Origin of the sequence: Spirillospora sp. CA-294931 (assembly GCF_050946795.1) — a bacterium.
Classification (GTDB): domain Bacteria; phylum Actinomycetota; class Actinomycetes; order Streptosporangiales; family Streptosporangiaceae; genus Spirillospora.
This window is the reverse complement of record NZ_CP192006.1, coordinates 6,919,976-6,942,903: the sequence shown is the minus strand read 5'-3', so window position 1 is coordinate 6,942,903 and position 22,928 is coordinate 6,919,976. Positions and strand designations below refer to the sequence as shown.

The window sequence follows — 22,928 nt, the reverse complement described above, 5'->3', positions numbered from 1 at the left end:
GTCGTTACCGATGTCCGCCATCGGTTCAGGCTGTCGAACTCCGGGGTGAACATGTGCCGTGGGACGGGGCTGACCAGGTGGTTCCGGAGTTGCCGGTTGTGGGGCTCAAATACACGGGTGTGTCTGTATGATCGTGGCGACTTGTCAGGGCGTTGGTGCACGGGGACGCGGTTGGGTGTTGGGGGCCGCGCATCGCCACTGTGACCGAGGGGGCGGCAGAGTGGTCGGTGAGCCAGTTGCGGATGGCCGGGTGACGTCTGGCTGGAGGGTTCCTGGTTTTCGGGAGCTTGCGGAGTTGGGCGCGGGGGCGCAGGGGCGGGTGGTGCTGGCCGATCATGAGGCCACGGGGCACCGGGTGGCCGTTAAGTATCTGGCGCCGGATCTGCTTGGTAACGCTGGCAGTTTGGAGCGGTTCCGGAGCGAGACTGAGCTGATGAGGCGCGTTAGCGATCCTCATGTGGCCAGGGTGCTGGAGTATGTGGAGACCGCCGAGGGCGCCGCCATCGTGATGGAGGCGATTCCCGGACGTTCGCTGCGCGAGGTGCTGCGGGCGCGTCGAGAGCCATTGGCGGTTGAGGCCGCGCTTGTGGTTCTCAAGGGGTCGCTGCTGGGGTTGGGCGCCGCTCATGCGGTCGGGGTCGTCCACCGCGACTACAAACCCGCAAATGTGATGGTGCAGGACGACGGGCTGAGCAAGCTCATCGACTTCGGCGTCGCCGCTCTGACCGGTCAGGGCGGCCGTAGCGGGACGCCGGTCTACATGGCGCCCGAGCAGTGGACGGGGTTGCCGGCCTCGCCCGCTACGGATTTGTACGCCGCGGCATGCGTGTTCGTTGAGTGCGTCACCGGGGCCAGGCCGTATGCCGGGGACTCCATGGACACGCTGAGAGATCAGCACCTGCGTGCGCCGATCCCGTTGGCGTCCGTCCCCGAGCCGGTTCGTCCTTTGGTGGCCCGGGGGTTGGCCAAGGAGCCCAGCGAGCGGCTTTGGGACGCCAACGCCTTCGTGGCGGAGTTGGAGTCTGTCGCGACGCGTGCTTACGGGCCGGACTGGGAGCAGCGTGGTGTTGTCGCCCTCGGGGCAGCGGCCGCGCTGGTCGCCGGGGGGCTGGCGGTGGGGGTCGGTGGGGCGGCCTTGGCGCCGGGCGTCTCGGGTGCGGGGCAGGGCATTCTGGCGAAGATCGGCGGCGCCAAGGGAGCGCTTGCGATCGGCGGGACGGTCACCGCCGCCGGCGTGGTGGCCGCTGTGCTGTTCTGGCCGTCCGCGCCTACCGTCGGTGGGGAGTCGCGGGGGACCTTCCGGCTGTCGTTCGGTCGTCCGGGCGCTCTGCTGGGCCAGCCGCTCATGCCCGCGGCCGACGCTCCGTACGTCGACTTCGAGACCACCGTGACCCCGGCACGGGTCAAGCCGGGGACCGTCGTGACGGTCAGGACGCGCAGGACGGGCAAGCTCGCGCACGCGGCGGTCACCTACCTGCCGGGCGGCGTCCGCCAGTGCCTCGAGCGGAACAGTTATTACCACATGAAGTACGGCGGCGAGCCGGGGACGCCCGGCCCCCTGGAGACCGCGACGGGCAAGCTGGGCCCGAACGAGAGCGTGTTCGGGTTGCATCCGCGCCCCGCCTCGCACACCGAGGAACTGCCCAGGGAGCCGGGCATCCTGATCAGGGCCAAGGGGCTGGAGTCCAAGTCCAACCTTCGCTTCAACCGGGCCGAATGCAATCACAGTCTCAGCGGGGGTGAGGTCCGGACCTTCGTGGTGCCGCGCGAGAACGTGCTCCGTCCGGGCACCTACCTGCTGTCGCCGTTCACTCCGCCGCGCTTCACCGTCATCTCGCGCGGCACCGACCAGAAGAACCTCAAGAGGCTCCCGCTCGAATCGGCCGGACCGACCGCCCTGGGCGCGCTTCCGGCCGTCACCGTCCTGTCCGGATAGCGAACGCGAATAGGCTCTCTGACCACCCTTGCCTGCTGGAGCGTCCGATGACCGTCACCGGAAAATTTCTCGATCGCCAATTGGCAGAGGACGCCAGGTACGGCGGGCGGATGGATCTAGATGAGCTTCCTTCGCTGCCTGGGGCGCTCGATCGGCATTTGCGTTCGTGCGCGCGGTTTTCGGCCGGGCGGCTTCGTGTTAACCAGGAGATTCGGGCGCGCTTTGCGCAACGCGCCGGGGTCGTGCGGCTGCTGGCGTATGCGTATGCGGGGATGCCCGGCTATCGGGACTCCTGGAGGCCCGCCCTGACCGATGGTCCTGTTTCTGTCGGCTCTGCCGATTTTTTGTTGGCGCGGTGGCGCGACGAGGAACGCCTGGCTCGCCAGGCGGCCGAGGAGGTGGGCCTGGACTTCAGCTGGCGGGAAGTCGAGCGCCAGGACGGTCATGGCCTGGTGATCGATGGTGCGGGCCGTCCACTCTGGGACGTCGCCGTCTATCCGGAGGACGGCTACATCGTCTCGCGCCACGGGCCGGGGCGTGTGCTGCGTGAATTGGCGGCTCGCCGCGAGATGCTGGCCGGTCTCGACTTGCGCGCGGAGGCCGACCGGACCCTTCTTCGTCTTCTCGCCGGGACGGGCGCCCTAGGTGGAGGGTGTGAGGGGGATGTGGGTTGAGCCGGTTTGGGTGAGTTTTTGGATCATGTAGGTCTCTTGGCGGCCGGGACGGGTGGAGTCGGTGAACTGGAAGACCGCGCGGCGGCGGACGACCTCGGTGCGGAGGTCGGCTGGGTTGACCAGTTCGACGCGGTGGGCCTCGGGGGACCAGGCGAAGCGGGCGCACTCGACGTAGGTGTGCGCGCCGGTCGCCTGTTTGCGGAGGAGAGCGTAGGCCGCTTCGGTTGTGGGGATTACCGGGGCCTCGACGATGGTGATGTCGAGTTGGGCCACGGTGGGCTTGATCGGGCCCTCGGTGATGTGGAGGACGAGGCGGAGCCGCTCGCCTGGGGTGAAGGGGGCGTTGAGGTTCTGGATCGTTGGGAGGGAGAGCTCGTGGAGTTTTCCTGGGGTGAGGGTTTGCGGGGCGTTGGGGATCGCCAGGTCCCGGGGGGTTTGGTCTAGGTCGATTTTCTGGAGGGTGAGTGTGGCCTTCGGGGTGCCTGGGGGTGGTTCGTCCCAGTCGAAGCGGAGGGCCAGGGTGCTGGTCGGGTTGGCCTCGCGGCGTTCGGCGGAGAGGGTGAGGGCGCGCTGGGGGCTGGTACCCGTCGGCTGTTGCGGGAACTGCACCGAGACGGTGGCGTGGGCCGAGGGGGACGCCAGGCGCCGGTTGTATTCGGGGTCCTCGAAGTGGATGTGGCGCGGGACGAGGGGCAGGTGGGGCGCGCTCGGGTCGGCCACGCGGAGGGGGAAGCGCAGCACCTGGCTGTAGCCGTCGTGGTAGGGCTCCGCGCCGGGTCTGTCGGGGGCGAACTGGGCCTTGACGCGGGCGTGGATCGTCGCGCCGGGTGGGAGGGCGGCGATCAGTTCGCGGGCTCGGGCGGGGCGGGTCTTCGGGTCGCCGTGGAGCCCGAACTGCCGGATCGAGAGCGTCGCGGTCTCGATGGTGTCGGTGTCCGGGAGGGGGACGCCGATCGCGGTGAGCTGGGCGCGCAGGGACGGCGTCAGCACCAGAGTCGGGGTGGTGATGTCGGCGAGCGCCGTGACCTTGCCGGTGACGAGTTCCAGGGTCAGGAGCCAGTCGCGGATGCTGGACTCCGGTGTCTCTGGTTTCTGGCCGTTGAGCAGGGGGACGGCGCCGTCGACGCGGTGGACGAAGGTCAGGACCCCGTCCCAGTTCACGTCCATGGTGTGGCGCTCGACGGCGGCCAACTGGAGGCGGAGGCGCTGGGCGGTCTGGCGGTAGGTGGGCTTCCGCGGTGGGTCGTCGAAGGCCGCGCGGAAGGCCTCGTCGGCGGGGGACGAGGTGATCAGGGCCGGTTTCTGGGGGTCGAAGTGGCTCGCCCAGGTGCGCAGCGCGACTGCTTGGCGGCCGTCGGCGTTGGCCGGCAGCGGTACTGGACGCGGTGCGCGGTGCTCGACCGGTAGTCCGCCGGAGAGCATGCCCAGGCCCCGGGGGCGCCGGTGCTCGCCGGTCAGGATGACTCCGCTTTGGCGCAGGAGGTGGTGGCGCAGTGTGATGAACACGCCTGCGCGGGTGCCGGTCACCAGGTAGTGCAGCGCGCCGGGGAGGACCGGTTGCCAGCGTTCCAGGGCCAGGCCGTCGGGGGGATCGGGGAGGGCGGGCTGGTCGAACAGTGGCTCGGTCAGCGCGGGCAGGGGAGGGTTGGGCGGTGCGGGGAGCAGGGTTGTCACGGCGGGCGCGCGGAACCGTTTTGGCAGGCCGGCGGCAGGACGGTCGGTGTGCAGCGCCGAGCGGAACTGCACCGTGCGCTGGACGGCCTGCCACCAGAGCGTCTGGCCCGCCGCGCCGGGGGTGGCCGCGCCGATGACGCCCTTCTGGTCCTCGGTGTAGTGCACGCTGACGCGCAGCGCGCTGAGTCCCCAGGGCCAGGCCGGGAGGTCGTCGCGGCCAGGGCGCTCGGTGAGGTGGAGCGGTTGGACCCCGGCCGTCTGCGGTGGCGCGAGTTCGAAGTCGCGCGGGTTCGCGGGGATCGCCGCGATGTTGCACTGGCCTTCGCGGTAGCGCAGGGCGGAGAGCTCCGGACGGATGCGGAACAGCCGCCTTGCCAGGGGTGCCGCGGTCGTCACCGGGACGAGGGCGAAGGCGTAGCCGGTGGTCAGGGCCGCCTCGCCGAGGTTGTCCGGACGGGTGTTGTCGCTGATGATCCGGTAGCGCAGCACCGCGATCGGCGACTCCGGCGCCAGGAGGCGCTGGGACTGGACGGCCCAGCTCTGGGCCTGGGCGCGCACCTTGCTCTCGTCGGCCAGCTCGGGGACGTCCGGCCGGACGCTCCACATGCGGCTCGCCACGGGCTGGAGCTGCCCGGTGCTGGGCGCGAGGCAGAGCAGTTCGGCCAGCAGCAGCCGGGTCTGGAGCGGTGAGGGGCCGCTCTCGGGTACCGGCGGGGCCGGTCGCCACTGGAGTCCCAGGTACGGGCTGATCACGATGTTCAGCGGACGCGGGTTGTCGGCCCCGTCGAGCGCGGGGATGAGGGTGGCCGCGGGGTAGCGGCGCGTGCCTTGCGCGCCGAGCAGTCCGCTGCCGGCGATGAGCGCGGCGGCCAGGGTCCAGCCGTACGGCGGCTTGTTGGTCGGCGCCACCGTGCTCACGGCCTGGGTCTGCAGCAGCCCGTCCTCGCGCCAGACGGGGTCGGCGAACGGCGAGGGGTCGGCCGGGGCCGGGCGTTCGTCCGGTCGGGGCGGGTAGAAGGCGCGGCGCGGGTCGAAGGCCCGGCGCAGGGCGACCGGGCGGCTCAGCCGGGCCGGTGTCTCGGGGAGGGCCGCGAGGATGCTCTGCAGGAGCGCGTCCTGGGGCTCGGGAGGCGGGTTCTGGGCGCGGAACCAGCTCTCCTCCAGGGACGTCGGGTCGAGCCGGGCGAGGCTGCGGCCGACCGCGGTGTCCAGGCTGGCGAGGGTGACGGTCAGGGGGGTGCTGTCGGCCCAGCCGCAGAGGGCGAGGGCCAGGGCGGGCAGGGCGGTGGTGGGGGCCGTGGCGCGCTGGCGGGCGATGAGCAGGACGGGGTCGATCTGGAGCGGGCTGGACTGCCCGGTGGCCAGGTCGCGGGCCGTGTCCTGGAGACGCCCCAGGAAGGGCATGGTCAGCAGGAGCCAGCGGGGGTCGGCCGGGTCGGTCGGTGCGTAGTCCGCGGGGCCGCCGAGCAGGGCGCCCTGGCTGCCGGTCGGGAGGAACTGCAGCGTGGTGACCGCGCTTTCCGCGGCGGGCGTGAGCCTGATGAGGTGGTGGGCGCTGGCCTCGATGAGCAGCGTGTCCGCGGGCAGCGCGTCGAGCGCCGCGCCCGGGTCGGCCAGCAGCGCCGACAGCCCGGCCCCCAGGTAACCGGCGCTGACGCTGCCGAGCGGGCTGACGCCCTCGACGGGGTCGGTGGTCTTGAGGGCGGCCATGGCGCGCAGGAACCGCGCGGCGCGCTGGGGCGCGAGCAGGCGCACCTCCTGGACGGCCGTCCAGCGGGTCTCGCGGTCGAGGGTCCCGCCGCTGCCGTCGGCGGCCGGTGTCACCTCGACGAGCTGGTGCTCGACCAGGGCCAGGGTCTGCCAGCTCTGGCCCTGGGCGAAGGTGAACAGCAGGGGGCCCTCGGCGCCGGACAGGGCGGTGCCGGGCAGCTCGTGCTGGTTCAGCAGCACCCTGATCGTGTGGCGCAGATGGGTCAGGGGCGGGGACCCGGTGGTGCGGGCCGCGGGGAGGGTGATGCGCGCGGTGGCCGGGTCGTAGTTGAGCTGCTTCGGCCAGGAGACCAGGTTGGTCGCGGTCAGCATCCCGTTGAGCAGGAAGGTCTCCTGCCAGTCCGCGCCGCGCAGGCGCGAGGTGTAGCCCACGACCAGGTCGCCGGACGAGGAGCCGTACAGCTCCGCGGCCGGGACGTTCGCACTGGGACGAGGATCGTGCGGCGAGCGGCCCCAGTGGGCGACGAGCAGGGCCTCCACGAAGGCGCCGGTCAAAGGTAGTTTCGGCACGTCGTCCGGCCGGGCGGTGGCGCGGAACGTCACCGTGGCGAAGCCGGGGGCGGCGCGTTCGCCCAGGCCGGGCGTCCCGGTGCCGGCCAGGCGCATGCCCGGCAGGAACTGGAGACCCTCGGCCTGCGGGGCGGTGTAACCGTTCCAGCCGAACTGCAGCGTCGTGTCGTCGGCGCGGGCCGCGGGGGAGCCGTCGGGCAGGCTGACGGCGAGCGTGAGGTCGCCGAAGAGGTTCGCGGCGTCGAGCGTGAAACGGTCCGTCCCCTCGGCCATCAGGTCGAAGGTCAGCGCGGCCGTGACGGCCTCGCCCCTGGCCGTGGCGGGCGCCGTCGCCGGGCCCGCGTTGAAGCGCGCCGAGACCTCCTCGGCGCTGAGCGCGCGGTTGTAGACGGCGACCATGCGGTAGGTGCCCAGCCAGGCCCGGCCGCCGGTCATCGCGTCGCCGAGGGCCAGTTCGAACTGGTCGCTCCAGGTGGCCAGGCTGCCGCCCACGGTGTGCTCGGCCTTGAGCTGCCCGTTGAAGTAGATCCGGGCCCGGCCGTCGGCGGAGCGGGTGTAGGCCACGTGGGTCAGGGCGGTGCTGAGCGAACCGGCCGGGGTGGCAAGGACGGGGGCGCCCTCCTCGGTGGTCGTGCCGGTGCGCAGGAACACCTCCACCGAGGACGCTTCGAGCAGCCCCTTGCGCTGCTGGAGGGTCACGTTCCGGTGCGCGGCGTCGGACGAGACGGTGACGATCTCGAACTGCCCGTTGGCCAGCAGGCCGGTGACGGCGGGCTTCACCCACGCCTCGACGCTGATCTCGTTGCTCGCCTTCACCGCGGCGTTCAGCTTCCCGGCGGGAGCGCCCGAGCGGATGAGCGTCGCCTTGGTGAGGGTCAGGCCGCTCGAACTCCAGCTCATGCCCTGGGACGAGGCCGCGGTCAGGTGCAGCGGCTCGCCGATGCCGGACGAGTCGCGGACGGTGGTGCCGCTGCCCTCGTCGAAGCGGTACAGGGCCTGCAGACCCGTCGGCGGCCTGCCGACCCGTACGGCGATGGTGAGCTTCAGGGTGTGCTCGCCGCCGGTGAGGTCGAGGCCGAGGGCGACCCGCTGCGGCACGATCGGGTCGGCGCCGGTCGCGCCCGGCAGGGTGAAGGGCGGCGTCGCGGGGTCGGGGAAGGCGATCGGCGGCAGGCCGACCGCCCACTCGACCTGGAACAGGTGGAAGTGCAGCCGCACCTGCTCGGCGGTCACACCGGCGCCGCCGGACGCCAGCGCGATGCCGCCGATCCGCAGGCGGGGCGCGTCGCCGGCCTCGCCTCCGGAGACGGCCAGCGGCCATTCCAGGGCGCCGCCGACCAGGCCGATGGCGCTGAGGGTCAGCGCGGTGCCGCCGCCGGAGAAGGTCAGCCGCACGCAGTTGCTCAGATCGGTCTGCTCGCCGCCGGAGCCGGCCACCGGGAGCTGGAGCCGTCCGATCACCTCGACCGTGGCCACGCCCTCGCCGGCGAGGACCACGCGGTCGAGCACCAGCGGGAAGAAGCGCAGGCCGAACAGGTCCAGGCCGGGCGGGGGCGCGTCGGGGTCGTCGTCGAGCGGGCGCAGGCGCCACTCGTACCCGGTGCGGTGCTCGTAGTCGCTGCTGCGCGCCTCGGGGTCGTTGCCGTCGGTGTCGAGCTCGACGGCCTTGGGCGAGCGGGCGGAGGACTTGGTGAAGGTCGAGCCCTGGACGGGCAGGTCGCGGAACCAGAGCCGCCAGGACGCCGCGGCGTGGCCGAGGGTGAGCGGCAGGCGGGTCGTGGTCAGCTCCACGTCGCCCGCCGTGGGGTGGCTCAGCGGGGTCCTGATCAAAGTGGACGAGGGCAGGCTCGCGCCGCGCACCGGGCCGCGCTGGTCGGCGTAGCCGGTGTCACCGGCGCGGCGGGCGGCCATGCTTCCGGCGGTCAACCGGTAGTGGAACGAGTCCGCGGGCGCGTCGTCGGGTAGGCGGCGCAGGCCGTCCGCGCCGTCGGCGAAATCGCCGTTGATGCCGGGGAGTGCCGTCTCGCGCGTCAGCGTCAGCGGCGCGCTGGGAGCGGGGTCGGCGTTGTCCAGGCGGAGCTCGCCGGGATAGCCGTCGAGGGCGAGCGTGGCGCGGACCGGCCAGGCGTGGATCGAGGCCAGGTGGCGCAGCACCGTCCGGCCGTCCTGCCGGGCGAAGGCGGTCACGCTGTCGGCGGCGGCGAGTCCGGCGCGCTCGGCCAGGCGCCGCCAGTGGGCGGCGTAGTCCGCGCGGGCGAGCGGACGCGGTGGCTCGGGCCGCGCCGTGTCGGGCAGCGGCGAGCTCTCGCGAGGGTCCTTGGGGATCTTGGGAAGCTGGGCCAGCGCCTGGACCTCGTCGGTGTAGGGCAGGTCGTAGCGGTACTGGACGGGAAGGCCGAGCGCCGGGTCGCTCTGCGGCGAGTCGCCGTCGGGGCGCGGGTCGAGCACCAGGCCGGGCAACGAGAGCGCCACCAGGGGCAGGTCGTACAGCTTCTCCTGTGCCGCGCCGAGCCATTCGCGGGCGGGCGCGAACGCGCCGCCGTAGCGCGGCCAGCCCGCGGCGCCCTCCGCCGCGAAGCGCCAGCCGTCCGGCAGGTCCAGGCCGTCCTGGCGGGTCACCGGCAGCTCGAACGGGACGAGCTGCCGCCCGGCGATCGGCACGTTGGGCGGGCTGACGCTCTGGGTGAGCGGGAGGGCCTGCACCATCGGCAGGGTCGGGTGGCGACGCCAGACCAGAGGCAGCGCGGCGCCGAGCAGGTCGGGCGGCAGGACGCCACCGGTCACCAGGGCCCGCAGCAGGACCGGGTCGACGCCGTACTGGAACGCCCAGGCGCCGAGCCCGGCCGAGGGCGCGGGCGTGCGCCGCCCCGTGAAGCTGATCTCCTCGAAGGCCAGGCGCACGAGGGGCGCGAACAGCTCGCGTCCGGTGACGGTGTGCAGGGGGACGGTCGCCAGGCCGCCGATCCAGTCGTCGAAGCCGGGCAGGGCGTCGGCCGCGGTGGGGGCCTCGGTGCTCAGCCAGAACAGGCCGTTGAGCGCCACCTCGGGCGCGTCCAGCGCCAGCTCGGCCGACTGGAGCTGGTACTCGGTGCCGACCGGGCCGAGCACCCAGGTGGCGGTCATGCGCTGCGCCGCGGCGAGGGTGAGGCTCCACGGCTGCTCGCCGGGGATCTGACCGCTCCCGGCCGGGTCGTCGTTGCCGTAGCTGACGGCGCCGCGCAGCAGGTTGCCGGGTGCCGGGACGGCCTCCTGCCGCGCCACGCCCGCGTCGAGGTAGACCTGCTCGGACAGGTTGGGCAGCGGGAGCTGCGCCCAGCCGTCCTCCAGCGGCGTGAAGCCCCACAGCACGGCCGGGTCGACGGGGGCGGTGGTACCCGGTGCGGGACGGCTCCAGGACGGCTCGGGCGCCCGCAACGTCGCGCGGAGCCGCCGCGCGGCCTCGTTCGGATCGAAGGCGAGCGTGGTGGCGGCGAGGGTGACCCGCTCGTTCCACCCGGTGCCATCGCGTCCGGCCTGGTAACTGAGCTTTCCGGCGGGGCCGGACGGCGGGCCGCCCGCCGCCAGCTCCACCCGCAGCTTCGTGCCGTCGACGGCCACCCGCGCCCTGGACGGCGTGATCCGGGCGAGCGTGTCCGGCTGGACGGCCGGATCGTAGGGTTGCCGGTCGCTCAGCAGCACGCCGAAGTCGTCGCCCGCGAAGCTGATCGGGCGCGTGCCGGGCTGCTCCTGCCAGGGCGCGATCTCCCAGAACAGGCGCGGGACGGCGAGCGGGTCGGCGGGCTCCAGGGTGGCCCACTCGGGCGCGGGCACCGGGACGACCAGGACGTTCAGCGGGTGGTTCGGGTTGAGGTAGCGGTTGAGGCGCCGCCAGGAGGCGATGAGCGCGGCCCGTTCGCCCGGTGTCAGCCGCTCCGTCTCGATCGTCATCCGGAAGCCGCGCACCGGGGCCCCGGCCGTCGGCTCGGGGTCGGGGACGACCCGGGCGAGCTGGAAGACGGCGCCGACCGGCGCGGTGTCCCAGTGCAGGCGGACCTGACCGAAGATCGACAGGCCGCCGGAGTGGACGGCGAGGGCACCCAGCAGCCGGGCCGGGCCGGTGCGGCCCGTGATCGCCGCGGGCGTGATCCCCAGCGCGGTGTGCAGCTTCTGGGTGGCGCTGTTCTGGGCCGTCATCGGGTCGAGGACGATCTCGCCGCCCAGGCAGGTGAAGGTCGGCAGCCTGCCGACGATGCCCGTGGGCCACCCGTCGGCCGGGGCCTGAAGGAGCAGCAGGCTCGCGGTGCCCGCGTTGATCGCGGCCCGGATCGCCTGGGGCGGGAGCTGGCCGTCGGGCTTGGTGCCGCTGCGCTTCCACACGTACTGCGGCGTGCCGCCGTTGGTCGGGCTGATCGTGACGCTGGTGACATAGACCAGGGCCAGCAGGGAGCCCGGGAGCAGCACGTTGTTCTCGCCGACCGCCTGCCGCGGCGTCGTGTCCGCGAACAGGGTGCGGAACGCCAGGTTGCTGACCGGATCGGCCAGCCGGATCACCTCGGCCTCGGCCGCCCAGAAGGGGCCCGCGATTCTCACCTTCGGCAGCTCGGGAAGCTTCGCCATCCGCTGGTCCCTCCTGTTCGCTCGTGGCCGTGGTGGCCGCCGTCAAAGGCCGTCGCGCCTACACGTCCGTGGGCTCGATCCGCCGAGGCTCGCTCGGTGTCGCGCTGCCGCGGCGGGCACGGATCACCAGCGACCGTCCGTTCATTCCGCTGTCCTGGCTCGCGTGGTGCAGCCGTCGCAGGGCGAGCTGGTCGGGCCGCCCGGGATAGGACGTCAGCAGCGCGTCCGGGTCGTCGGCGCGCATCAGGCCGTGGTACCGCATCAGCACGGCGCCGAGCAGCAGCTTCCCGGCGAGTGCGTCGCCGAGCCCCGCCTGGGTGGGACGCACCGCGACGGTGAACGGGACCGTGACCGAGAGCACCGGCGGATCGCTCTGCGCGGCCTCGCGCGCGGCGGTGATCAGCTTCTCCACGGCCTCGGCGAACTCCGGGAACCGGGCCCAGCGCCGCAGGGCGGCGGCGTCCGCGTCGCTCATCGGACCGTCCCACCCGATGATGGTGTACCGCGTGCCCGGTGCGTTGCGCCCGAGCTCGACCTTGTCCTGGAGCTCGTCCGGGATCCGCTCCGGCCCGACGGGGATCTCCACGCGGGTGACGGCGTCCGGGCCCGCGCCCGCGGCCTGGGCGATGATCTGTGCGATCGCGCCGGTGAAGGCGCTGTCGCCGGGGAGCTGCCGCAGATCGCTCGCGGCGGCGTCCGACGGGCCCTCCCAGACCAGGGTCAGGGTCTGCGCGGGCAGGAAGTCGATCAGAGCGCGGAGCCGGTCGGGCAGGTCGGCGGCGGGGCCGCTCACCGGCTCGGTGGTGTACCAGCTCTCGAAGAGCCGCCGGATCTTCGCCGCGTCCGGTTCGTTCACCAGCCTGAGCAGGGCGGTGCGGTCCGCCTTCGTCATGACTCCGGCGAACAGCAGGCGTCCGTGCTCGTCGATGTCCACCCGGTTGCGGGTGCCGGGCGGCAGGTTCGCCGTGGCGTAACCGCTGCTCAGCCGCTCCTCGCTCACCTGGACCAGATCGACCGCCAGCGGGAAGTCGCCGAGGGCGTCCGCCGGAGGCAGCAGCGTGGTCTTCGCCACCAGGAAGCGCTTGCCGAGCTGGCGGTGGGTGAACTTCCGCGCGACCGGGTCGTAGAAGCACTCGGCCTGCACCTCGATGTTGCCGCTGAACAGCTCGACGATCTGGTAGACCACCTCGGGGTCGGGCAGGGCGCCGAGCTTGCGCGCCGTCGCTCCGCCGGACGCCGGGTCGGGCGCCTCGGCGGGCCAGCGCCGCTGGGCCTCGTCGGGCAGGCTGTCCCAGAACCGGCGCAGCGGGACGGTGACGGCGCGCACGCGGGTGTCGGGCTGGAGCGGGGCACCGGGAGGCACGGCGGGGAAGGGCGGCACCCGGTGCCACACGATGTCCGCGCCGGTGACGGTGGCGCTCGGCAGGGGCGAGCGGTAGGTCAGGTCGCGCTGGGTGACGCTGTTGACCGGCGAGACGGTGCCGTCGGTCTGGGCGATCACCAGCAGCCGATGCTCGTAGTAGAACGGCAGGGCCCGCCATTGCAGGGCCAGGACGCCCTGCGAGAAGTCGCCGACGCGCTCGGGCAGGTCGAGGCCGCGCAGCTCGTCCGGATCGGCCGTGCCGTCCAGGACGAGATGGTCGGGCTCGCTCGGCAGGCGGTCGGGGATGGCCGGGTACTCGTCCTCGACCAGGCGCACGGGCAGCTCGTGCTCGTGCTCCTCGGCGAAGTCGCGCACCCAGGAGTACCAGCTCGGGTAGCCGAAGCGGCGCAGCAGGCTGAAGGCGACCTGCCGGAAGGCGAGCCGGCGGACCAGCGTCTGGTTGCGCTCGGTCAGCGCCTGCTCGTGGTGCTGGGCGACGAGCACCTCCCAGATCGCGCCGGGCGCGGGCGGGCGGGCCGGGGTGGCCGCCTCGTCGAGCCGGCGCGAGCCGAGGATGAGCGGGGCGTCGACGGCCTGCGTGCGCTCGACCACCACGTCGAGCCCGCCCGCGGCCGGGTCCACCGTCACCGCCGGGATGTCGACCTCGGTGGCGGCGCGTCCGGGGAAGAGCGTGGGCGAGCGCCGCAGGCTCTGCCAGAGCAGGTCGTAACGGCCGTAGGGCTGGAAGTAGTAGCGCAGCGTGTGAGCCCAGCGGTCCTCAAGCAGCTGGGTGTAGGTCAGGCGCCCGTCGGCGTCGGGCGTGGCCAGCGCGGGCGACCCCGCGCGCGGGTAGGCCGTGGCCACCCAGGGCCCGGCTCCGGTCTCGCCCAGCCCGCCCTGCCCCACGCCCACCGCGCCGCTGGCGTCGAAGAAGCGCGCCGTCCAGGCGAGCACGTCGGGCAGCGCCCTGGCGATCTCGGCCTCGCCGGTCGGGACGGTGACCTTGCTGGTGTCGGGCACCTTGGGGTCGTTGCTGTTCAGCGTTTCCAGGTAGTACTTGAGCCGCAGCCAGTGGACGTGCTCGGGCGGGTCGCCGTCCGCGGTGGCGAACACCTTGGCCAGGGCGGCGGTCGCCACGGTGAAGTGGGCACCGCGGTCGTCGGTCGGGCCGAAGTCCTCGGTCCGCACCGTCCCGGCCAGGCCCTCCGCGGCCTGGAGGTCGGCCGGGGAGAGGGAGGGGCGCAGCAGCTTGATCTGGTCGGCGCTGAGCATCGTCCGGGCGGTGAGCAGCTTGCGTCCCGCGTCGTAGGTCAGCAGGGGCGCGATCGCCGGGTCGAACGGATGGGGGTCCACGCTCAACCTGCACGACGGGCGTACCTCGATCGTCGCCGGGAGCGACGCGCCGCGCAGGAGCAGGGCCGCCTCGCCGTTGAGCGGCAGCCGGATCGTGCGGGTGACCGGGGCGGGCTGCGGTTCGAGCTCCAGCTGGCCCGTCCCGGCGTCCGGCCGGTGGACCAGGCTGCAGGGCGCGGCGAGCGTGAAGCGCACCTCGACGTCGGTGTTCGACCGCCCGGTGATGGTGACGGCGCGGTAGCGCAGCCGCTGCCGCACGGTGGGCCGCAGGCTGAGCTGGACCATGGCCAGCAGGTCGTCGCCCCCGGCCGGTCGCTCGCCGAGCTGGACGCTGCGTCCCGGCTGGAACAGCAGCTCGACATGGAGGTGACGGCGGAGGGCGGCGAAGGCCGCGGCGTCGGGGTCGGTGCCGTCCTCCAGCCGCGTGAAGAGCTCCTGGAGCAGTTCCAGCAGCTTCGGGCCGCGCAGGGCGCCCGTGGCGGGGTCGTGGAGGCCGAAGGTCACCGCCAGACCGAGACGCTGGAGCGCGCCCCAGCCATAGCGGTCGGCGCCCGGCGGGCAGCTGGCCAGGAAGTCGGCCAGGTCGTTGGGCAGCGTCGGCGGACTGATCTGCAGGGCGGCGGCGTACCCGTCCGAGATCCGGCCCCGCGGGTCGGTGACGCTGCCGGGCCGCATCCCGCGCAGCCGCTCCACCAGGCGTTCGAGCAGCGGATGCACCGCCGTCGTGCGCCGGCCGCCCGGCTGGGTGACGCCCTCCCACGCGGGCCACTCCAGGTAGGAGTCCTGCCAGGAGTACCAGGGGCCGCGCGCGTCCTGGACGCCCTGGGCGGAGGGATCGGGCGGACGCCGACGCTGGACGGCGCCGGGATACCAGGCCTCCCACTGACTGGTGTTCAGCGTGTCGCCGGGCACGAGCGGCAGGTCGTCGGCCGGGAGCATCTGGACCTCTTGCAGGAGCCGCAGCTCCTGGGCGAGCCGGGCGGCGCCGGCGAAGGTGTCGGTGGTGGCCGCGTCGATGTTCAGCTCGTACAACCGGTAACCGGCGTTCAGCTCGAGCGGGTAGGCGGCGTCGCCGCTGGGCCCCTGGTTCCAGCGGAACCGGATCGCCCTGATGCCGAGGGGATGCGGCCGGAACCCGACGTTCGCCCCGATGTCGCCGGTGAAGACGAACGGGGCCGGTTCGGCCGCGTCGGTGCCGGTGTGGGGGGACGACCCCCCACGCCCCCCGGCGGCCGTACCGGCCGAGACCGGACCGGACTGCTCGACGCTCGGGAGCGGCATCGGCGCGTGCGCCAGGCCCGGCTCCGCCCGCTCGTCCTCGGGCCGCACCACACCGAAGCCGGTCGGGCGCGGCAGCCATTCCAGCTCGGCCGGGCGGCGCTCCTCGCGCGGGTTGCCAGTGTGCTCGACGCGATCGGTCGGCGCGGGGGACGTGGGCGGCGCGGCCACCGCCTCGGCGGCGAGCAGGAGCTGGACCGGCGCCAGGGCCGAGGGCACGTCGCGGTCGGAGATCGTCTGGAAGAAGACCCGCCATGCCTCGGGACGCCACGTGCCACCGGGCAGCACACCCCGCTCGCGCAGCGTGGCGACCGGGATCACGGCCCCGCGCGCGCCGGGCGGCCCGAAGACCTGGTCGAGGTCGATCTTGACGTCGGTGGGCAGGGGGCGGGCGTTGGACGTCGGCAGCCCGGCGGTGCGCCCGCGCTGGGTCGTGCTGTCCAGGCCGTAGGAGCCGATCGGCACCGTGCTCTCGCGGCGGAAGATCAGCCGGTAGGTGCGGACCGGGACCGTGGGGCCGTTCTCACGGGCCGGTTCGGTCCACTCGACGTAGACCTGGCGCGGCGCCAACACCTGCGGCGTCGTGGCGCTTCCCACCGGGTCGAGGTCGGACGGGGCGATGCTGTAGCTCACCGTGAGATCGCCGTCCACCGGCACCGCGGGAGGGGTGTTCGGGTAGCGCGTCGCGATCAGGGTCAGCGGGCGCCCGGCGCTCCCGGCGAAGTCGACCGGCGTGATCGTGTAGACGTAACTGCGTCCCTCGCGGGGGAGGGCGGCCAGGTCGCTCGCCGAATCGGGGAAATGGTCGACCACCTGGAAGCGCGGCTCGAGCAGCGAGAGGGTGTCGGTCGGCGTGGCCCCCTCGGCGCCGGCGACGTCGGTGGTGTGGCGGTGCAGCACCTTGGCCGGCTTGACCGTGGTGGTGCGCTCGGCCTCGTCGCCGTCGAGGCTGCGCCTGCGCACCAGGTAGTGGGCCAGGTGATGGTCGGGGTCGTTCTGGGCGCGGCTCATCCCCGGCGTGGCCTGACGTCGCCAGGTCAGGTCCCAGGTGAGGGCGATCGTGCCGGCGTCGTTGTACTGGCGCACCTGCTCGAACTCGGGCGGGAACAGGCTGAACTGGGCCTGGGCGACGTTGAAGGCGCGCACGCCCTCGCTCGCCGGGCCGGGGGCGGTCGCGTCGGGCCGCTCGCGCTGGCTGATCGACGGCTGGGCGCCCGGGCCGGTCGTCACCTGGTCGAGCCAGGCGGGACGGCGGTTGTCGGTGGTCCGCACCGAGAACACCAGGCCCATCTGGAAGGCCAGGGAGCGGGCGACCAGCTTGTCGCGCTCGGTCTGGTTGCCCTCGGCGTGGAAGGCGCGCAGATCGGCGACGATGTCGTGGATGATCACGCCGCGCAGTTGGTGCGCCTGCTGGTCGGCCTGGACCGCGCTGACGGTGCCGGGGTCGCCGTCGTCCTGGACGGCGCCGTCGGCGGCGTAGATCGTCGACTGCGGGCTGAACGCCGACTCCAGCAGTTCTTCGTAGAGCTCGCGGGTGTCGTGCTTGAGGAAGGGCGAGCCGCTGAACTGCTCGTACGCCCCGCGCACGGCGGCCTCGAAGGAGCTGTCGGAGGGGTCCTGCACGCGCGGGTCGGTGACCGGCGGGCGGTAGCCGGGCAACGCGCCGGGGTCGCCGACCGGACGGGCGACCGTGCCCGTCCCGGTGCCGGTGTACTGCTGCTTGAAGGCGTTGGCGAGGTGCTGCGCCAGGCTGAGCCCGTCTTGCAGGGGCGTGGGGGCACCCGGGTCGCCCGTGGTCGGGTTCACGACGCGGCGCTCGGCGGACCCGTCGGTGTAGAGCCGCGCGGCCCAGTTCACCGCCCAGGTGATCGGCTGACCGGCGGTGACCGCGCCGCTGACGTCGACGAACCGCGGGTTGGGCAGGGGCTCGAAGTGCCGCAGCGTGTAGTTCTCACCGGCGGTCGGCTGCGGCACGCGCAGCGCGAAGTCCTTGCCGACCACGGTGCCCTCGGCGGGAGGCGGCGGCAGGAAGCCCAGCTCGGGTTCCGCCACCGGGAAGCCGTCCTCGTCCAGGTCGAGCTCGCCCTGGGCGTCCCGGTGCAGACGTTCGCCCTGGGGCAGCAGGACGAAGTAGAGCTGGCGCTCGTCGTCCCAGCTCGGCGGCTCGCGCAGCACGAAGATGACATAGCCCGGCACATGGAACACCTCGGCCTCGGCCGCGGCGGCCGCTGCCTCGCCGAGCAGGGGCGCGAGGGCGCGCGGCGGCAGGGCGGAGCGACGCGGGGTCAGCATGCGCGTGAAGTCCAGCGCGCCCTCGGTGCCCGGCACCGGGTCGACCTCGGTGGCCTCCAGCCCCAGCGACAGGAACTCCTTGGTCCGGTCGAGGGCCGCCTGGACGTTCTCCTCCTCGAAGGCCACCTTGACCGTGACCTGGAGGCTGTGGCCGCAGCAGGAGACGCCGACGGTGCCGACGCCGCGCACGCCGGGCACGCTCAGCCCCTTGACGCCGATCTCCAGACCGGCGCTGTACATGATCTCCAGGCTGAAGCTGAACGAGAGCCTGATGGTGGTGAAGACCAGCGGGATCTTGATCCAGAACTCGATGGCGAAGGCGACCTGCACCTCCAGCCCGATCGCGCCGTAGACGGCCGAGTTCTCCGTGGGGTCGCGGAAGTCGATCACGCCGATGTAGCGCGCTCCGAAGGCCACCCGCGCGGTGGCGCTGATCCGCACGCCGACCAGCCCGAGGTCCACCCCGGCGCTGAGTTCGAGCCTGCCGCGGGCCAGGAAGCTCGTCCCGAGCACCATCTCGGTGGACGAGACGCGGAAGATGAACCCGCCCTCGACCTCCACGGCCACCGGGCCGAGCTCGATGTGCCAGCGCAGCATGTTGGGCCAGCCGAGCTCGTAGTGGAACAGGCCCGGCTCGATCAGCAGCGTGGCCGAGAAGCGGCTGTTGGCGATCGCGTCGCGGACGAAGTCGGGCAGCGGCGGGTGGGTGCCCGGCTTGCCGCCCTCGGGCTTGGAGATGTGGGCCAGGAACCGCTTCTGACGCGGCGAGAGCAGGACGAAGCCGCTCAGGATGGGGTTCTCGCGGGCGCCGTCCTTGTTGGTGACGTAGTCGGCGTAGTTGGTGTTGAACCAGCCGCGCACCGCCATGAAGAACGTCAGGTCGCTGCGGAAGGCGATGATCGCGTCGACGAGGAAGACGCAGGCCAGGTCGGCCTCGGCGAAGGCCTCGTAGCGCAGGGGCGAGGCCGAGGCCGAGGTCTGCGAGATCATCGCGCGCAGCACGATCGTCCAGCGGGGGTCCTGGCCTGCCTCCTCCAGGTCGACCGCCCAGCGGTCGCGCTTGGACAGGTCGCCCTGAGTGCGCGAGAGACCTTGGAGGGTCTTGAGCAGCTTCTTGATGTCGTTCTCGGCGTCGGCGGCCTTGATGGAGGCGATGGTGAAGCGGTAGCCGAAGCCCATCCCGATCTCGCGCAGGTAGATCTGGATGACCGGGATCATAAAGCTGACCTGGCGGATCTCCAGGTAGAGGAACCAGGCCCGCAGCCAGGGCGACCCGGCGCCGCGGCGCACGCGCAGGAAGCCGAAGCTGGCCGCGATGGCGGGCAGGCCCTGGATCTGCACCAGCCCCTCGCCGACCAGCCCGGTCTGGTCGGGCTCGTCGACGAAGTCGACCACGCCGCTGAGCCGGAAGGCCGCGCCGATGGACAGGTTCACCGCCAGGCGCGAGAAGTGGACGCGCGGCACGAACTCGCCCGGCAGCGGCAGGCCGATGAACAGCTCGTGGTAGTCGGGCCGCGAGTCGGGCGTGTCGCCGGGGCCCTGGGCGAACTTCAGCTGACCGGCCACCTGCATGGCCCCGTCGCCGTCGAAGTGCTCGCACTGCGGGACGAACCCGATCGCGCGCAGCTCCATCTCGAAGCAGCCGAGGAAGTTGAACGACTTGGGCTTGGGCAGCTCGATCAGGAACTTCACATGCTTGCCGATCACCGTGGCGTCGCCGGTGAGCGGGCACTGGACCAGGTCGATCCGGGTCTTGCCGAGCAGGGCCAGCGGCCCGTCGGCGTCATCGCCGGGTGCCTGGACGAACTGGGCGGAGCCGGTGACGGTGAAGTAGAGGTGGAAGGCGCCGTCGTCGACGAACCGCAGGCCCAGAGCGTCGACGGAGAACTGGAAGCGCGTGCCCTTGCAGTCGAGCAGCTTGACGCCGCGCAGGTTCGCGGCGCCCTGCACCAGGGTCAGGTTGCCGCCCTCGCGCTGGGCGAACTGCAGCGCGATGTCGGCCGTGGCGTCGCCCACCAGGTCGGGCGGCAGCGGCCCCGAACCGGCGAGGGTGAAGTCGGCGATGCGGTTCTCGCGGATCACGAAGCCGCTGTCGGTGAAGCGGAAGCGGGTGCGCAGGCCGTTGAGCCGGGCCGGGCGGTCGGTGACGGTGGCGGCGAGGTTGACGCCCTTGGGGGTGAGGGCGAAGTCCCGCACGCTGAAGGTGATCGGCTCCTCGCTGGCGCGCGTGAAGTCCAGCTCGAGCACGGCCCCTTCGGGCTGCTGGATCTGGTAGTGGTAGTTCTTCGTGGCGATCGTGAAGTAGTGGAAGGTCTTGTCGTCCAGGGCCTTGCCCTTGAACCGCCAGCGCAGCCCGAACAGATCGGGGAACTCGCGCTCGGCCTCCGCCGAGCGCAGCGCGATCCCCTGGTCGTGGTCGACCTTGAGCGCGAAGGTGCGCAGGTCGAAGGTCAGGCGGCACAGCAGGTCGAAGCTCATGCTCAGGACGCGCAGCCGCACCCCGATGTCGAAGCCGACCTCGCCCTGGGGCAGCGTGATCGGCAGCCCGGTGAGCGGCGTGGGCGTGTAGAGCTGGAGGAACTGGGAGTCGCCGCCCTGGCCCTGCTTGAGGAAGGGCAGCGTGAACGCTCCGCCGCCCGCGTCGATGTTGACGCTCAGCGTCGCGGTCCAGCCGTCCCGGAGGTCGGCCGGGTCGAAGACCACGGGCTTGCAGAGGGCGGCCGGATCGTTGAGGTCGAGCGGGGGGATCGGCGTCGTCAGCTCGCTGAAGAAGCCGGGCAGCCGCGTCCCGCCGAGCGGGACGTCCAGCAGCACCAGGCTGCGCGGGCCGTCCGCCGGTTTGAGCGTGACGCTGAACAGGGGCTTTCCGGGCGGCTGGGGCGGTTCGTCGTTGTGCAGCTCGCGGTCGCCGTCGCGTCCCCACGCGAACGTGCTGCCCGCCGTCACCGGGTCGGTCCCGGCCAGGGTGACGACGAACGCGGCGCGGCCGAGGCCCGCGCCCTGGCGCATCAGCAGCAGCGAGAACCGGCTGGACGCCGGCACGTTCACGCTGAGGCCGGGAAGCGCGAACGCGCCGCCGGGCGCGGCCGCCTGCCAGTCGAGGCGCACCTCTTCCAGACCGTCCCCGATGATCAGGCGCAGCGTGACCAGCTGCTCGCCCGCCGGGCTCCGGTCGCCCAGATTCGGGACGAGCTGGCCGAGCAGCCGGTTGAGCGCGCCCTCCTTCCACTGCATCACCAGGCACGCCTTGCCGCCCGCTCGGTGGAAGCCGACCGTGGCGCCGTCGATCACCACGCCCGTGTCGCCGATCTGCACCGGGTAGGGCAGCTGGGCGGTGAACGGCGCGTCGAAGACGATGCCGTCCTTGCCGGCGCTCCCACTGAGCTTCGGCACCGCGAACTGGACGAACGGCCGTCCGGGGTCGGGCTCGTAACGAGCGTCGCCGCCGTTGGTCACCTTGCGCATGGGGCGCAGCAGCTTCGGACCGAACCGCAGCGCGACGGGGGCGTCGGTCACGCGCAGCACCGTCTGCGGGAAGATATCGATCTCCAGGCCCAGCCCCTCGGGCTCGGCGGCACCACCGCTGTCGCGCTGCAGCACCAGGCTCACCGAGTCAAGCCCCGGCAGCGGCAGTACGAGATCCTGCTCCAGGAGCAGACGGCTCACCAGTTTGACCTGGTCAGGCTCGGCCGATGTCTGCGGTGGCTCGATCCAGATGTGCGCGAGGACGGCGGGGTCGGGCGGCCTGGGCAGGAAGGCCGGCCACTTCTCGCCCAGGTACTCCTTCAGGGTCACGAATATGGTCATGGCCGGCACCCTCCCCACGGCGTGCGCGAGTCGATGTCTGAGTAGCGGTCGTACCTCTCCTGCTCCTTCTCGGTGAGCGTCTTCTCCGAGGTGGGGAAGGCCACGGGGGCGACGCTGGACGGCAGGGCGACCCCGCTGCCCGGCGTACCCCAGGAGCTGTTCCAGACGTTGAGTGCCTTGTTGATGTCGGCGATCTTGTGCTGGTCGGCCGGGACGAGGGCGAAGGCGTCGCTCCAGAGCCTCACCCGGTACTGCTGCACCAGCGCGTCGTCCTCGTCGAGGAAGGCAACCGAGTGCTCGATATCGGTGTAGAGAGCGCGCCGGGCGAAATTGGCCGACCCGATCATCGCCCAGTGGTCGTCGACGATGGTGGATTTCGTGTGGACCACCACGTCGCGGTGGAACATCGCCACCTGGGCGCGCTGCGCGGGGGTCAGCCCCTTCAGCAGCCCCTGGGTCAGCGCGACCAACCCGAACGGCGGATAGGCCGGATCGTTCGGGTCGGCGACGCCGACGACCAGGAGCACCTTGAGATCAGGTTTGGCCTTGACGGCGTCCCGCAGCTTCTCCATCAGCTCGATCGACCAGAATGCCTGGTCCTCGATGTAGATATAGCGGTCGGCGGCCTTGATCGCTTTGAACCAGGCGGTGCGAATCTCGAACAGGCCGGCCGGAGCGAACGAAATCTTGTCGTTCTCGGGCAACTGGTTGAAGCTCGTGTAGTTGAACTGGGGCAGGGTGCGCAGCGACTGGACGTGATGTTTGCTCACCGGCGTGGTCGACAGGGTGCGCGCGGCCAGGGCGGGGGAGGCGGGCGTGTGACTGTCGAGGTTGGTGAAGGCGAGGCGCAGCGGCCGCACCTTTCGGCCCTTGACCTCGTTCCACATATCGCGGAAGTAGTCGTGCATCGCCTGCACCGCGGGGCCCTCGACCTTCGCCTGCACATCGTGCCACTGCTTGGCCGGGTGCGGCTGGGAGCCGTGGCGGTCGCCCACGAGGTCGAGCCCGCCGGTGTAGCCGATGGCGCTGCTGCCGTCACCGACGAGCGCCAGCTTGGTATGTGCGGAGCCCGCGGAGTGGGTCAGGATGTTCACCCAGGCCTTCTCGGCGAGGGTGGGTTCGGTACGCAACTCCAGGATGGCGGCCAAGGTGGCGATGTTGACATCGCGGATCCATCCCAACCCGCCCTGTACCGCTCTGGTCTGGACGAAATTGTCGGCCATCAGGGCGAAGGAGGCCCAGCCCAGGACTCGGACGTCGACGCCCTTCTTCGACTTGGCCTTGAGCAGGTCGATCATGTGGGCCGCGGCCGCGGGCCCGTCGAGTGAGAACGGTTTCTCCAAGTCGACCAACGGTAGGTAGGTGCCCGACGAGCCGGGCGCGGGGGTGATCTTGCCGCCCACCAGATGGACGTCCCAGCCGGCGATGTAGATGAACTGGCCGCTGTTCTCGCTCGGTGTCCCATTGCCCAGGGCGGCGATCCGCGCGGCGAGGTCGGCGAAGTACTCGGCGCCGTCGATCAGTGGCGTGACCCGGCAACCGCTGAATGTCGCCGGCAGCGGCTGGGAGGGGAGTTCGGTGTCCTCGGGCTGCACGAAGTATTTCTTGCGCAGCGCATCGATATCAGCCACCAGATCCCCCGATGCTAAATGCGGCTACATGGCAGAATTGAGCA

5 protein-coding genes are annotated in these 22,928 nt (G+C 72.3%); 2 read left to right on the top strand and 3 right to left on the bottom strand.

The annotated features are described in order from the left end of the window. Positions 1-127: 127 nt before the first annotated feature. Both ACQPY4_RS31305 and ACQPY4_RS31300 read left to right on the top strand, forming a co-directional pair. Positions 128-1,936, top strand: coding sequence for a serine/threonine-protein kinase (locus ACQPY4_RS31305; RefSeq protein ID WP_433326971.1), 1,809 nt, complete (start codon positions 128-130; stop codon positions 1,934-1,936). A gap of 47 nt (positions 1,937-1,983) precedes the next feature. Continuing rightward, complete coding sequence (locus tag ACQPY4_RS31300) at positions 1,984-2,610, top strand: DUF6221 family protein (RefSeq protein WP_433326969.1); 627 nt, start codon at positions 1,984-1,986, stop codon at positions 2,608-2,610. On the opposite strand, the gene ACQPY4_RS31295 is transcribed toward ACQPY4_RS31300, so the two are convergent. Genes ACQPY4_RS31295 through ACQPY4_RS31285 form a run of 3 tightly spaced genes read right to left on the bottom strand, consistent with a single transcriptional unit; the run spans position 2,578 to position 22,884 of the window. Next, positions 2,578-11,160 carry a LamG-like jellyroll fold domain-containing protein gene (locus tag ACQPY4_RS31295; RefSeq protein WP_433326967.1) on the bottom strand — a complete coding sequence of 2,861 codons (8,583 nt, stop codon included), beginning with the start codon at positions 11,158-11,160 and terminating at the stop codon, positions 2,578-2,580. The two genes, ACQPY4_RS31300 and ACQPY4_RS31295, sit on opposite strands and share 33 nt — an antisense overlap. A 58-nt stretch (positions 11,161-11,218) precedes the next feature. Then, the gene (locus tag ACQPY4_RS31290) at positions 11,219-21,253 is read right to left on the bottom strand and encodes a hypothetical protein (protein ID WP_433326965.1); all 10,035 of its coding nucleotides are present in this window, start codon (positions 21,251-21,253) and stop codon (positions 11,219-11,221) included. Next, entirely contained in the window at positions 21,250-22,884 is a 1,635-nt protein-coding gene (locus ACQPY4_RS31285; RefSeq protein ID WP_433326963.1) for a phospholipase D family protein, read from the bottom strand. Before ACQPY4_RS31285 ends, ACQPY4_RS31290 begins: the two co-directional genes overlap by 4 nt. Between the last annotated feature and the right edge of the window lie 44 nt (positions 22,885-22,928).